This window comes from Pseudomonas sp. P39-UII1, assembly GCF_039672635.1.
Classification (GTDB): Bacteria; Pseudomonadota; Gammaproteobacteria; order Pseudomonadales; family Pseudomonadaceae; genus Aquipseudomonas.
Genome location: NZ_JBDFPP010000002.1, coordinates 337622 through 351135 on the forward strand (window position 1 = coordinate 337622; position 13514 = coordinate 351135).

Below are 13514 nucleotides of genomic sequence, written 5' to 3' on the forward strand. Positions count from 1 at the left end.
CCCGCGCAGAGGCCGTAGCTGCCACAACAGGACCGATGCCATGCGCGAAATCAGCCTCGACCGCCTCCGTACCCTGGTGGTCATCACCGACCTGGGCTCGTTCGCCGAGGCCGCCCGCCAGCTCAACCTGGCGCCCCCGACCATCAGCCTGCACGTGGCAGAGTTGGAGGCGCGGGTCGGTGCCCCGCTGCTTACCCGCAACCGCAACCAGGTACGGCCGACGGCCATCGGCGAAACCCTGCTGGCGCGTGCCCGGCGCCTGCTGGCCGATGCCGACCTGGCCCTGGACGAAGTGCGCCGGCAAGTCGAAGGCCTGACCGGGCGGGTGCGCCTTGGCGCCTCGACCGGCGCCATTGCGCATCTGTTGCCCAAAGCACTGGAACACTTGCGCACAGCGCACCCCGGCATCGATGTGCAGGTGCAGGTACTGACCTCGCAGGCGTCGCTGGCGCGCTTGCGTGAGGGCGCGCTGGACATCGGCCTGGTGGCCTTGCCGCAAGTGGCAGGCAAGGGCGTCAGGCTCACCCCGTGGCGGCGCGACCCCATCCTCGCCTACGTCCCGGCCGACTGGCAGCCACCGGCCAGGGTCACACCGGCCTGGCTGGGGCAGCGGGCGCTGATCCTCAATGACAGCAGCACGCAACTGTCGCGGGTGACCGCTGAATGGTTCGCCGCCGCCGGGCTGTACCCCGAGCCGCGGATCGAGCTGAACTACAACGATGCAATCAAAAGCCTGGTGGGCGCCGGGTATGGCGCCACCTTGCTGCCCCAGGAGGGCGAAGTGGCCGAACTGGACCGGCGCATCGCCCGCCGACCGCTGCGGCCGGGGTTGTGGCGGCAGTTGGGGATTGCCTGCAGGGAAGGGCCGCCCGAGCGGGCGACCGGGTTTGTGCTGGAGGCCCTGGAGCGGTTGCGGCAGTAAGGGGTATATGCCGCAGCGGGTCACGATCATCGGCCTGAGCAGAGGCGTCGGGGCGTTTGGCCTACTATGCTGTTGGCTGCGTCGAGCCAATGTCTCTCGATGAACCTTCCGATTTCCCAGGAGAACGCTCCATGAAATCCATCGCACTGCTGGTGATTGCGTCTGTGTTGAGTTTTGCGGCCCATGCGGACCCGGCGAGCAACTGTGAAGCCAAGATCAAGGAACTGGAGGACTTCCACAAGGCCAGTGGCCAGGCGATGCATGGTGGCATGGCCCATGACTTCAAGGTGCATCTGCAAAATGCCAAGGATGCCCAGAAGGCTGGCGACATGACCAAGTGCCAGGCTTCGGCGGACCAGGCCAAGACCATCTACAACAAGGCGCGAAGCAAGTGAGTGAGGGGTAGGGTTTGAGCGCTTGTCTTGATTATTGAGGCGGGGCGTAGATCGCGTGGCGCATCGCGAAGCGCTTGCCTTGGGATTTTCAGCGTCCTTGAGATCGAGCGCCGCCCGCGCGGCGCATCGCGGGCAAGCCCGCTCCTACATTTGTTGCAACGTGCCGTTCCAGTCAGGCCATGGTTGTTCGCCTTGGCGCATGGCTGAAGACAGGTGGGGCGCCGGCCACGCCAACCAAAAAATCGCGTCGTGCTAACAGGGCTGGCAACTATGGCCTATCAGGCCATGGCACGTTGCAACAAATGTAGGAGCGGGCTTGCCCGCGATGCGCCGCGCGGGCGGCGCTCGATCTACGCCCCACCACAACGCTCAAGGCATGCACCCCAATCTCACCACAACACTCAAGGCATGCACCCCAATCTCACCACAACACTCAAGGCATGCACCCCAATCCCACCACAACACTCAAGGCATGCGCCCCAATCAAGGCATGCGCCTCAACCCACCCTCACCCCTCAAAACCAGCGATCGTTCTTCTTCCGCCCACGGGTCAACGCCGGCAGGATCAACCCCATCAACAGCCCCGCACCGGCAATGCTGCCGCCGTACACCATGTAGCGCATCATCACCTGCTTGTTCTCGTCGCCCAGGCGCGCCTGGGTGTCGCGCAGGTTCGACTGGGTCTGGTCGAGCTGTTCGTTGAGCGCCTTGTTGCGCGCTTCCAGTTCGTCAACCAACTGTTTGCGTGAGTCGAGGGTTTCCTGCATGCCCTGCACGCGGTTCTTCCAGCTGTCGTCGATGGTCTTGAGCTGCCCGGACAACTCTGCCACCTGGGCATCGAGCTGCGGCAGCCGTTCATTCTGGCCGGGCACCGCTTGCAGGTCGCTGGAGAGGATCCATACCAGGTCGCCGTTCTGCCCGCGTACCTGGCTGTAGTTGCCCTGGCTGCCGACCAGGGTGAGCTTCTGCCCCGACTTGAGGGTGCCAACGATGCGGTGGCCATCGGTCGGGCCGCTGCGCACATAGGTGCTCAGGCTGTCACTGACCCAGCGCGCATCGCTGGCCGGCTCTTCGGCGTGCACGGGGGCGGCGAGGGCCACCAGGGCGGCGATCAGGCTGCCGCGCAGGGCAGGGAGGGCGAGGGAGGCTGGGCGGGATTCAGGCATGTGGGGTCTTCGCTGCAACGGGGAAAATAGGCCCCCTACGGTGGATCGTGGGTAGGCCGGCGAACCGGTCGGTTAATTGACCGTCAGCGAAAGACCGCATTTTTGTAGGCAGGTTCACTGCTTGGTATAGGAATTGTCTGCAGGATGTTGCAAAAGACAGGCTAGCGATGTCTAAACCGGACTCTCGCGGGCAAGCCCGCGCAGAGCCCGCTATTGCTCAACTTTCAGGCTGGGGAATGATGGCCAGCGCATCCGGCTCCGGCCCGGCCTTCCAGCGGGCCTTCTCGCTCCAGTTGGCAGTATCGATCACCGCCACCTGGTCACCGCCGCTGATCGCCACGTACGCCCGCTTGCCATCCGGCGACACCACCGCGCCGATCGGCAACGCCTCGGCACCCAGCAAGGTCTCGCGGTATTCGGCGCCTGCCTGCGCCAGGCCTATGCGCTTGATCTCGCGCTTGGCCGCGACGTCGATGACGGCCAGTTCCGCCGACTTGGCGCAGGAGACCAGCGCGTACTTGCCATCAGGTGTCATGGCAATGCGGATCGGGAAGCGGCCGGTACGAATACGGTCAGTGACCTCCAGGCGTTCGGCATCGACGATCACCACCTCATCGTCGTCATGGTTACTGACCCACACTTGAGTGCCGGTGGGAGCCACGGCAATACCTTCGCTGCCGTTGCCGGTAGGGATGTCAGCGATCTTTTTCTTGTGCAGCAGGTCGACCACCGACAGCGTGCCTGAACCCATATGGGTGACATAGGCGCGGTCGGCACCGGGAGACAGCGCGACCATGTGCGGCTTGCCACCACCGACGTCGATACGGTCCAGCACCTTGCCTTGGGCCAGGTCGACGATCAGCAGGCGTTCGCTGTCCTCGGTGGTCACCACTACCCGTTGGCTATCCGGCAGAAAACGGATGCCGTGGGGGCGCGAGTCCTTGCCCAGGTCGATGGTGCGCACCACCGCGCGAGACGGCCAGTCGATCACGCTCAGGCTGTTGTTGGCCGTGCCTTGCACGCCATAGTTGCCGACCACCGCCAGCTGCCCATTGCCGGCCACCACCACTTCATGCGGGCCGGTACCGACTGGCAAGCGTGCCAGCTCCTTGCCGTTGCTGATATCCAGCGCCGAAACGCTGGCGTCGGCCTTGTTGCCCACCAGCAGCACATCGGCGGCCAGTGCCGGTGCGGTACAAGCCAGCAGTGCGCTGGCCAGGGCCAGGCGGCGGATGTGCGGGATCATCGGGTTGTGAGGGAAGGGCATGTGCAGTCTCCTTGGGTTTGCAGTCCATGTTGCATGCTCAAGGCTGTGACCGGGCCTGGCCTCAGGCGTTTAGATTTTTTTCCCGTGGCTGGTGCCAGCCCCTAGGGCGCCGCAAGGAAGGTACGCGCCATGCAGTCCTTGCAATTGACGATGGTCTCTTTCGGGCCGTGCTGCACATGCACCAGGCGCGAGCCGCAGTGTGTGCAAAAGCGAGTACCTGCGCTGGTCGTGGTGCCCGCCCTGGCCCGCGGCAACTGCTCGATGTACTCGCCAATCTTGCGCCGCATACCGTGATCATCCTGTTTCAGCAACACGTCGAACAACACCCGGTTCAAACTACAGCGCGGGGCGTTGCTGTCGTAGCTGCACGGGTTGAACTGCCACTGTTCCCTGACGGCCCGTTCGGCCATCGCCAGCATGTTCCCGGGGATGGTATTGCTGGCATGAAGGCGGGTGACACGGCTGCGCGCAATGAATGCCAGCGCGCCGCGCACTGCGGTATTGGCAAGTGACTTGATAGCGTGCAGCGCATGCATCCCAAGCAGTTGAGTGGCGACCTCCGTGGCCTTTTTCCTGGCTTCGAAAGGCAGGCCATGCTCGGCACAGCGTGCGGCGATGAACGCGCAGACTTCTTCTACCGACAGCGTCTCGATGAGCTCGGCCAGCGCGTCGCGCCATTGCGGTTGCGGGCCGCTGGACAATGCCTCGTGCAGGGCCCGATACAGTGATGACAGGCTTGCACGTTGCCGGCCCTCCAGGCTGACATTGGCGACCCAGTACACCTTGTCGCGCCAGGCCTTGGGTGTGGGGTCGTCACTGAAGGCATCCTGCGGTGAATCGGGGTCGGCCAGCAGGATCAGGTCTTCGTGCAACGCCTGCAGGATTGCCGCATCCATGGCCGCGCTAGGGCTGACCCGCGCGTCACCGGTGGGTTGCTCGGCCGGGATCAGGCGGCTGCGCTGAATATCCATGCGCACTTCGAGCATGGCCATCAGTTGCAGCTTGCAGGTAATGGACAAGCTGTGAAGGGGTACAGGGTCCCGCTTGGTCAGGCACCAGTGCTCCTGGATGCGCTTGCGCTGCTGCGCCTGCTGCTCAAGCCGCGCCTGCTGACGCGCCTGCAGGCAGGGCGGGCACGCGCAGTCACGCCGCCAGCGGGCACGCCCGGGAAAGTAATGGCGATGTGCGCAGGTTTTGCAGAAGGCCATGTTGTCCGGGCGACTGGACGCGGTCTTGCTTTTGCGCCGCTCGTACAGGCTTGCGTGGCAGTAAGGGCAGCACAGGGTTGCGCATGGCACCGGCGGGAACGCCTTGATCAGGCTGCTGGGCGGCAGGTCGATGGCGTAGCGCTCCAGCAGCTGCGCAATTTTCTCTCCACCGATGTACTCGCTGTACAGCGTTTCGACCTGTTCAGCGGTGAGGTGCTGCAGTTTTGCTTCGAAATCCGACAAAGCTGAATCTCCCTGAGTAAAGTCGGTAATGACGCACTCCTGGCATGATCGTGCTTGTCAGCTAACCCTGTGAAGTTGGCAGCGGCTGGATAATTCTCTGATGCGTGTAGTCCTTTTCTGATTAGTGCCAAACCCTGCACTGTTTGCCATTGACGCCAGGCGACGAAGCGTGGGTAACCGCCATCGTCAGCCGAGGGCGAGGGGCTAGACTCAAGGTTCCCTGCTCACCCCTGGAGCCTTGCCATGACTGCCAAGAACACGATCTGCCTGTGGTTCGACCACGATGCGCAGGACGCGGCCAACTTCTACACCAGCACCTTCCCGGACAGCCAGGTGGTGGCGGTGCACCAGGCACCCAGCGATTACCCGTCGGGCAAGGCGGGTGATGTGATCACCGTAGAGTTCACCGTCATGGGCATCCCTTGTGTAGGCCTCAATGGCGGCAAGGCGTTTACCCATTCCGAGGCGTTTTCGTTCCAGGTGAGTACCGAAGACCAGGCCGAAACCGACCGTCTCTGGCACGCCATCGTCAGCAACGGTGGCCAGGAGAGCGTCTGCGGCTGGTGCAAGGACAAGTGGGGGATCTCCTGGCAGATCTGCCCGCGGATCCTCATCGAAGCGCTTGGTAACCCAGACCGGGCCGCGGCCAAGCGGGCGTTCGACGCGATGATGGACATGGGCAAGATCGATGTGGCCGCGATCGAGGCGGCGTTGCGCGGCTGAAGCAGGCTATGCCTGGGTCAGCCGAATGATCTGCCGTGCACAGAACGCGCCGGTCAGGATCACGCCAAACAGGCGCAACGTCTGCATCGCCAGCACCAGGCCGACATCGGCGTGGGTTTCAACCGCGATGATCGCCATGGCATCCAGCCCACCCGGGCTGGTTGCCAGATACATCGACAGGAAGTCCGTGCCCATCGCCAAGGCCAGCACCCAGGCACAGGCCGCGCACAACACGATCAATACCACCGCCCCGGCAATCATGGTCGGCAGGCGCTTGCACACATAGCGCACGGTCTGGCGGTCGAAGCGCAGGCCGATGTAGCAGCCGATGGCGCCGTAGGCGAGGGCCAGCAGCGGCTCTGGCAGGCTGATGGTCAGCAACCCGCTCAGCTGTAGCGCGCCGCCCAGCAGCAGCGGCATCAACAGGGCGCCTGCGGGCATGCGGCTACCGGCCAGTACGCCAACCGACACCACCCCAAGGCTGAGCAAGATGTCGCTCACATGCGCGCCTGTCATCACCACCGGAGCGCTGGCCGCAGCGCCAGCGCCCGGTGTGGCGCCGAGCAGGTGGCTGACCAGCGATCCGATCATCACCACGCACACCACCCGTACATACTGCATGGTCGCCACTACCCTGGCGTCGGCGCCGTTTTCCTCGGCCATCGACACCATGGCCGAGGCCGCGCCCGGGGCGGTGCCCCAGGCGGCGGTGCTGCCGGGAATGCCGCCGAAACGCACGGTGCCGAGGCCGACGAGAGCGCTCAGGGCAACGGTGATGAAGGTGGCCACCAGCATCAGGTGCCAGGACTGCGCCATTGACACCAGCACGGCCCAGCTCACCGAGTGGGCGACCAACAGGCCGACGCAGCCCTGGCCGAAGCGGAACACCTGGCGGTGCAGGTTCAGGCGCGCACCGGAAACAGCAAACACGATGGCCACCAGCATGGGGCCGAGGAACAACCCGGCCGGTACGGCCAGGGCATGCAGGAACTGGCCGAAGGCACCGGCGCAGGTCAGTAAAGCGAGCCATTGGAAGAGGGTTCTGGAAGAGCCTGAAAGGGCGGTTTGCAACGGCGATACTCCTTGCGCAGCGATAACGCGGGCTGGCAGCGCCAGCGCAGAAAATTATCGACGGAGCAATCGATCAAGTCTATTTTCTACTTTTGATGAATCCATAACTGAAATTCATGAATCATGGACCTGCGCGACCTCACCTATTTCGAAACCATCGCTGAGCTCGGCCATTTGGGCCGCGCTGCAGAGAAGCTCAACCGCAGCCAGCCGGCACTGACCAAGAGCATTCAACGGCTTGAGGAATCGTTGGGCACACGCCTGTTCCAGCGCGATGGCCGGCGCATCAAGCTCACCGATGTCGGCAAGCTGCTGCTGGCGCGGGGCAAGCAGCTGCAGTTGAACATTGCCGAAACCGAACGCGAGGTGCGCGACTTCGCCAGCGGGCTGGTGGGCAATATCCGCCTGGGCTGCGCGGCGAGCATGGCCGACCACTTGCTGCCTCACCTCACCGCCGCGTTGCTGGAGCGCGCGCCGGAGGTGACGTTGAAGCTGTCCATCGCGCAGGACGATGTGCTCAAGGAGTCGCTGCGCGCTGGGCGGTTGGATGTGATCATCTCGCCACAGATTGCCGTCGACCCGGAGTTCACCACCTACCCGATCCTCGAAGATGAGGCGATCGTGGTGGCCAGTGCCGAGCACCCGGTGTTCGCCGGCCCCATCGCACTCGAGGACCTCTGCCAGTACCGCTGGGTGCTGGCCGGGCCGACGGTGACTGCCCGGCGCTGGCTCGACAATGTGTTCATCGCCCATCAGCTGCCGGCGCCCCAGGTGCAGATCGAGACCAATGCAATTTCGCTGTTGCCGCGGCTGATCGCGCGCACCCAGTTGCTCAGTTTTGCCGCGCGGGAAACCCTGGAGCATGGGTTGGGGATGTCGTGGTTGCGCGAGGTGCCGTTGAAGGCGACCACCATGCGCCGGACCGTGGCGGTTTCGGTGCGTACCGACGGCTACCTGTCGCCTGCGGCGGGGGCATTGGTGGCTTTGCTCAAAGACAAGGGCAGCAGCTTTTTCGAGCGCGATTGAGCTAGCGCCCGCGCCGCCGCGAGACACGTGCCTCGATGTTCTTGCGGCCGATCAGCAGTGGCGGTTTTTCCACCACCGGCTCGTCGGCCAGCCACTTGTACATCACCAGGCAGTCGACCAGGCCCAGGCGGGCGTGGCGGTAGGCCTTGGGCAGGCGGCCGACGGTGTCGAAGCCCAGCTTGTGCCAAAGGGCCACGGCTACTTCGTTGCTGGCCACCACCGAGTTGAACTGCAGCGCCAGAAAGCCCTCCTGGCGCGCCAATTTCTGCGAGTGCTCGCACATCAGCCGGGCAACGCCACGGCCACGGGCAGCTTCGCAGACCATGTAGCCGCAATTGCCGACGTGGGCGCCCGGCCCTGTGGCGTTGGCCTTGAGGTAGTACGAGCCCAGCAGTTCGCCGTCTTGCTCGGCCACCAGCGTGCGCAGGGGCAGCTCCAGCCACAACTGGCGTGCCTGTTCGAGGCTCAGGGCTGGGTCGTAGGCGTAGGTTTCGCGGGCCTGGACAACGGCCTGGAAGGTGGGCCAGAAACGCTCGAAGTCGGCGGGCGTCATGGGGCGGATGTGGATCATGGCGGTACCTGCAATGGCTAGGCCGCCAAGTCTGGGTGGCGCGGCGCCGTCGCGCAAGGGTAACGACGCCGCGTTGGGTTAGCTGTTGGCCTTGCCGACGGCATCCATGGCGCGGGCCGAATAGACCAGCGCGGCACCCGCGTTCATCGCCACCGCCACACCGAGGGCTTCGGCGATCTCTTCGCGGGTGGCACCTTGCTTGACCGCCTGCTGCGAATGCACGGCGATGCAGCCGTCACAGCGGGTGGTGACGGCCACGGCGAGGGAGATCAGTTCGCGGGTCTTGGCGTCCAGGTGGTTGGTCTTGGCACCGGCGCCGCTGGCGGTCATGTAGCCGGCCACGGTGTCGGGGGACAACTGCTTGAGATCACCGATGCCCGCCATCAGCTGCTTACGGTAGGCATCCCAGTCCATCATGCTCATCGTCTTCACCTTGGGGGAGGTTGCGAGTGGAGCTATCAGGCTAGTTGAATATGTGGGGAAGGGTGATGGGCTTGCCTTGGGATCTTCAGCGCCCTTGAGATCGAGCGCCGCCCGCGCGGCGCATCGCGGGCAAGCCCGCTCCTACATTTGTTGCAACGTGCCATGGCCTGATAGGCCATAGTTGTTAGCCTTGGTGGCTCGACGAGATCTTTCGGCTGGCACTGCTGCCGCCCCACCTGTCTTCAGCCATGCGCCAAGGCGAACAACCATGGCCTGACTGGAACGGCGCGTTGCAACAAATGTGGGAGCGGGCTTGCCCGCGATGCGCCGCGCGGGCGGCGCTCGATCCCACAGGCGCCATCAACCGCCCGACATGCTCAGATATAAACAAACACCAGCACCAGCGCCGCTACCACCAGCCACTTCTCCAGGTAGTAACGCATGCGGTTGCGCTTCTTCAGCGCCTTGCCACGTTCACGGATCTTGTAGATGCGGGTGAACAGGCGGTTGATGCCGCCGGTCTTGTCGTTGGCATTGTTCGGCGCGGCCGCTGCGGCCATCACATTGCGGCTGAACCAGCGATTGAACGCGGTGGCCCAACGGTACTTCAACGGGCGCTCGATGTCGCAGAACAGGATGATGCGGTTATGTTCGGTGGTGTTGGCCGCATAGTGGATGTAGGTCTCGTCGAACACCACCGCTTCACCGTCGCGCCACGAGTATTTCTCGCCGTCCACGTCGATGTAGCAGCCGTCGTCGTTCGGCGTGTCCAGGCCCAGGTGGTAGCGGTAGGAGCCGGCATACGGGTCGCGGTGGCGTACCAGCTTGGCCCCTGGCGGCAGGGTGGCGAACATCGCTGCCTTGACGGTGCCGATGCCTTGCAGCAGTTCGGTGGTGCGTGGGCACAGGTTCATCGCCGACGGGTGGCTCTCGCCGTACCACTTCAGGTAAAAGCGCTTCCAGCCGGTCTTGAAGAACGAGTTGAAGCCTACGTCGTCGTAGTTTTCCGACTTCTTGATCTCGCCCACATGCAGCAACTGCTGGGCTTCCTGGCGGATTTCCTGCCAGTGGTCCTTCAGTGGTTGCAGCTCAGGGAAGGCCTCGACCGGCAGGTAGGGCTTGGCCGGGTGCCGGGAGAACAGGTAAAGGAAACTGTTGACCGGGGCCAGGAAGCTGGAGTGGTCACCCAGCTGGCGAGTCAGCTTGTGACGTACCCGACCGCGCAGGTGAACATAGGCGATCGAGAGGGCGAAGATCAGTACGAGTGCAATTTTCATGGACGATTACTTGTCGAAAAAATGGCCATGCGCCATGGCATAAGCCCGCCAGCATAAACAATCATTGGGGTAGTTTGTACATATTGTTACGTGAATTCCGGGCGACTTAGGTGTAATGCCCTGCAGACTGCGCAAACGTTTAAGGTCAAGGAGCACCCATGGTTCAGGATATCCGCCCCAGTGGCGCCCCCTTCAAACGGCTGTTTTTTGCGTTGCCCGTGGCGGACGCCCAGCGCCGCGCCATCGCTCAGTGGCGGCGTGGCCTTGAGCTGCGCAGCGGCAAGCCAGTGCCCAGTGAAAACTTCCACCTGACCTTGCTGTTTCTCGGTGATGTAGATGCGGCGCAAGTGCCGGCGATCTGCGCCGCGGTAGACAACCTGGCGCGCCCGGCTGCGCCGCTGCGCCTGCTGCTGGACCAGCTCAAGGCCTGGCCGCGCGCCAATGTGCTGGTGCTGGAGCCGCAGGATACGCCGGCGGCGCTGCGCCAGCTGGTGTATGGGCTGCAGCAGGCGCTGCTGCCCATGGGGGTTGCCGAGCAGGCCCGTGAGTACCGGCCACATCTGACCTTGTCTCGGGAGTTTCGCGGCCAGGCGCCTGAGGCCAGCGTGGCGCCAGACTTCTTCGTGACGGCCCGGCAGTTCACGCTTTATGAATCACGCAAGGGCCAGTACTGGCCACTGGCGCAGTGGCCGCTGGGGGCATGAGGCGGGTCAGAACTGCGGCGTGTACTTGACCGTGAACATGAAGTTGCGCGGCTCGCCGTAGTTGTTGCTGCCGTTGAGCTGGTTGAAACCGGCCACCCAGTACTTCTTGTCGAACAGGTTGTTGCCGTTGACCGCCAGGCTGACTTCAGGCGTCAGCTGGTAGGCCAGGCGCGCGCTCCACACGGTGTAACCGGGCACGGTATAGGTCCGCTCGTAGCCCAGGGTGTGGCTTTGGGTAGTGAAACCAAGGCCGGTGCTCCAGCGCTGGCCGTCCAGCGGCAGGGTGTAGTCGGCCCAGGCGCGCAGCATGTGCTTGGGTGTCCATTGGCTGAATACCCGGCCTTCCTCATCCGGGTCGTCGAGGAACTTGGTGGTGTTGTAGGTGTAGCCGGCAAACAGCTGCAGGCCGCTGAGCACTTCGCCACTGATCTCGGCCTCGATGCCCTGGCTGCGCACCTTGCCCGCTGCGGTGGAGCAGTACCAGTCGTCACAGGCAAAGCCTGAGGCCACGTCGGTAACCGCGCGGTTTTCCTGGTCGTAGCGGAACACCGCCAGCGAGGCGTTGACCCGGCCGTCGAACAGCTCGCCTTTCAGGCCCGTCTCGTAGTTGCTGCCGATCACCGGCTTGAGCGGCGCGTTGTTGACGGCGCGTTCGGTCTGCGGCACGAAGACATCGGTGTAGCTGGCGTACCAGGCCCACTCGCGGGTCAGGTCGTAGACGAAACCGGCATAGGGCGTGACCTCGCCCGACTCGGTCATGCGGCTGGTGGGGTAGCGGTTGCCCGGGTCAGTGCGGCTGTTGAAGTCGATCGAGTCCCAGCTGTAGTCGAACCAGCTGACGCGCGAACCGACGATCAGGGTCAGGTCGTCGATGGGCTTGACCCGCCACACCCCATACAGGCCTTTTTGGCGAATGTCGTAGCTGGCCCGGTTGGCGCGGGCGAGTTCGCCGTCGAACATGCTGTCACGGCTGGGCTCGGGGCGGTTGTGGTCGATGTCGAAGATGTTGTCGTCGGAGGCATCGAAGTTGCGCCAGTAGGCGTCGTCCGAGGTCAGCTTGGAGTAGTTGCCGCCTACGGTGATTTCGTGCGCCACGGAGCCTGTGTCGAAGTGGCCTGTCACGTTCATGTCCAGGCCCAGCTTGGTGTTGTGAAAATCGGTGATCCAATCGGCGTAGGTGATGCCGCTGCCGTCAGGCTCCACGCCCTGGCCGGTGGTCTGCACACGCTGGTGCGTGGAGGTGTTGGTTTCGTCCATGCGCACGGCGGCGGCCTTGAACGCCCAGTCGTCGTTGAAACGGTGCTCCAGGTCCAGGTAGTAGGTGGTGACCTCGTTTTCTGCCCGGCTCCAGCGGGCGCCGGTGTAGGTTGAGCGCGGCAGGTCGATGGGCTTGCCGTCGGCATAGCGGGGCAGGCCACGCAGCATCGGCCGCGACTGCTGGCGGTTGTAGCTGATGCCAGCGCCAACGGTGGTAGCGTCGTTCAGGTCGATGTCCAGCGCACCGTACAGGGAGTGGGACTTGCCCCATTGGTAGTCGATGAAGCTGTCGCTCTGGTCTTCGTCTGCCACCACCCGGCCGCGCACGCGACCGTCGTCGGTCAACGGGCCGCCGGCGTCCAGTTGCAGGCCATAGTGGTCCCAACTGCCGGCCTTGCCGGTGACGGTGACGGTCGGGGTGGCCTGGCCGCGCTTGCGCACCAGGTTGATCGCGCCGCCCGGGCTGCCGGTGCCCTGCAGCAGGCCGGAAGCGCCACGCAGCACCTCCACGCGGTCGAAGAACACCAGGTCCTGGGTTGCCCAGTTGCCCAGTGAGTAGTTGTTGCGTGGGATCGGCACGCCGTCGTACTGCCAGTCGTCGATCTGAAACCCGCGTGAGGTCACCACCACGCCCGGCCCGATACCTTGGGCGCCGACGATGCCGGTGGTGTGGTTGAGCGCGTCCTGCAGGTCGGTGATGCCTTGGTCGTCCAGCTGTTTGCGGGTAATCACCGTGATCGACTGGGGGATTTCCTTGAGCGTGTGGGTACCTTTGCCCAGGGTGACTGCGCGTGCGGCGTACGAGCCGCTGCCCTCGCTGGTGGCGTCCAGGTAGTCGTCGGTGATGCTGGTGCTCCCCAGCTCCAGCGCATCACCGCTCTGGGTGGCCGGGGCCACACTGAAATGCCCGCTGCCGGTGACCCGCAACTGCAGGCCACTGCCGGCCAGGGCCGCCTGCATGGCTTGCTCGGCGCTCATCTGGCCGACCACGGCGGGGGCCTGCTTGCCACGTACCAGCGCAGGTTCCAGGGCGATGATGGTGCCGCTCTGGCTGGCAATGCGGTTGAGCGTTGCCGCAAGGCTTGCCGGCGGCAGGTTGAACGCCAGGGTTGGCGCCTGGGCGAGGGCGTTGAAGCTGGTCAGGGCGGCGACCAGGGGCAGGGCGCGGGGCCAGAGGTTGTGCACGGAGTTCTCCCGATTGTATTGGCTTGTCAGGAGATAGGTGGGACGAGAAATGAAAACCGGACACGCTTGCGAATGA

General features: G+C 64.2%; 13 protein-coding genes. 5 read left to right on the top strand and 8 right to left on the bottom strand.

All coding sequences use genetic code 11. The features are described 5' to 3' along the window. Positions 1 to 40: 40 nt before the first annotated feature. Together ABEH27_RS04295 and ABEH27_RS04300 are read left to right on the top strand one after the other, a co-directional pair. Positions 41 to 922 carry a LysR family transcriptional regulator gene (locus tag ABEH27_RS04295; protein WP_346612361.1) on the top strand — a complete coding sequence of 294 codons (882 nt, stop codon included), beginning with the start codon at positions 41 to 43 and terminating at the stop codon, positions 920 to 922. Between the two features lie 131 nt (positions 923 to 1053). Continuing rightward, a complete protein-coding gene (locus ABEH27_RS04300; protein WP_346612362.1) occupies positions 1054 to 1317 on the top strand; it encodes a hypothetical protein in 264 nt (87 codons plus the stop codon). 515 nt (positions 1318 to 1832) lie between these two features. Here ABEH27_RS04300 and ABEH27_RS04305 read toward each other — a convergent pair. The 3 genes from ABEH27_RS04305 to ABEH27_RS04315 all read right to left on the bottom strand — a co-directional run bounded on the left by ABEH27_RS04305 (position 1833) and on the right by ABEH27_RS04315 (position 5201). Continuing rightward, positions 1833 to 2483, bottom strand: coding sequence for a TIGR04211 family SH3 domain-containing protein (locus ABEH27_RS04305; RefSeq protein ID WP_346612363.1), 651 nt, complete (start codon positions 2481 to 2483; stop codon positions 1833 to 1835). 217 nt (positions 2484 to 2700) lie between these two features. Then, complete coding sequence (locus tag ABEH27_RS04310; protein WP_346612364.1) at positions 2701 to 3750, bottom strand: cytochrome D1 domain-containing protein; 1050 nt, start codon at positions 3748 to 3750, stop codon at positions 2701 to 2703. Positions 3751 to 3851: 101 nt separating this feature from the next. Beyond that, entirely contained in the window at positions 3852 to 5201 is a 1350-nt protein-coding gene (locus ABEH27_RS04315; RefSeq protein ID WP_346612365.1) for a hypothetical protein, read from the bottom strand. A gap of 243 nt (positions 5202 to 5444) precedes the next feature. Here ABEH27_RS04315 and ABEH27_RS04320 point away from each other — a divergent pair, with 243 nt between their 5' ends. Further along, positions 5445 to 5924 (top strand): VOC family protein, encoded by a 480-nt coding sequence (locus ABEH27_RS04320; protein ID WP_346612366.1) that lies wholly within the window; start codon positions 5445 to 5447, stop codon positions 5922 to 5924. 6 nt (positions 5925 to 5930) lie between these two features. On the opposite strand, the gene ABEH27_RS04325 is transcribed toward ABEH27_RS04320, so the two are convergent. After that, a complete protein-coding gene (locus tag ABEH27_RS04325; protein ID WP_346612367.1) occupies positions 5931 to 6995 on the bottom strand; it encodes an AbrB family transcriptional regulator in 1065 nt (354 codons plus the stop codon). A gap of 123 nt (positions 6996 to 7118) precedes the next feature. On the opposite strand from ABEH27_RS04325, the gene ABEH27_RS04330 reads away from it, so the two are divergent. Next, the gene (locus ABEH27_RS04330; protein WP_346612368.1) at positions 7119 to 8021 is read left to right on the top strand and encodes a LysR substrate-binding domain-containing protein; all 903 of its coding nucleotides are present in this window, start codon (positions 7119 to 7121) and stop codon (positions 8019 to 8021) included. A 1-nt stretch (position 8022) separates the two neighbouring features. Here ABEH27_RS04330 and ABEH27_RS04335 read toward each other — a convergent pair whose 3' ends face one another. From ABEH27_RS04335 to lpxO, 3 genes are all read right to left on the bottom strand, one after another. Continuing rightward, positions 8023 to 8592: a GNAT family N-acetyltransferase gene (locus ABEH27_RS04335; RefSeq protein ID WP_346612369.1), complete on the bottom strand. Its 570-nt coding sequence runs from the start codon at positions 8590 to 8592 to the stop codon at positions 8023 to 8025. Positions 8593 to 8670: 78 nt separating this feature from the next. Beyond that, positions 8671 to 9015 (bottom strand): carboxymuconolactone decarboxylase family protein, encoded by a 345-nt coding sequence (locus tag ABEH27_RS04340; protein ID WP_346612370.1) that lies wholly within the window; start codon positions 9013 to 9015, stop codon positions 8671 to 8673. Between the two features lie 377 nt (positions 9016 to 9392). After that, positions 9393 to 10292: a lipid A hydroxylase LpxO gene (gene lpxO / locus ABEH27_RS04345; RefSeq protein WP_346612371.1), complete on the bottom strand. Its 900-nt coding sequence runs from the start codon at positions 10290 to 10292 to the stop codon at positions 9393 to 9395. Positions 10293 to 10450: 158 nt separating this feature from the next. Here lpxO and thpR point away from each other — a divergent pair, with 158 nt between their 5' ends. Next, positions 10451 to 10996 carry an RNA 2',3'-cyclic phosphodiesterase gene (gene thpR / locus ABEH27_RS04350; RefSeq protein WP_346612372.1) on the top strand — a complete coding sequence of 182 codons (546 nt, stop codon included), beginning with the start codon at positions 10451 to 10453 and terminating at the stop codon, positions 10994 to 10996. Positions 10997 to 11002: 6 nt separating this feature from the next. Here the strand turns inward: thpR and ABEH27_RS04355 are convergent, their stop codons facing one another. After that, entirely contained in the window at positions 11003 to 13438 is a 2436-nt protein-coding gene (locus ABEH27_RS04355; protein ID WP_346612373.1) for a TonB-dependent siderophore receptor, read from the bottom strand. Positions 13439 to 13514: the final 76 nt, after the last annotated feature.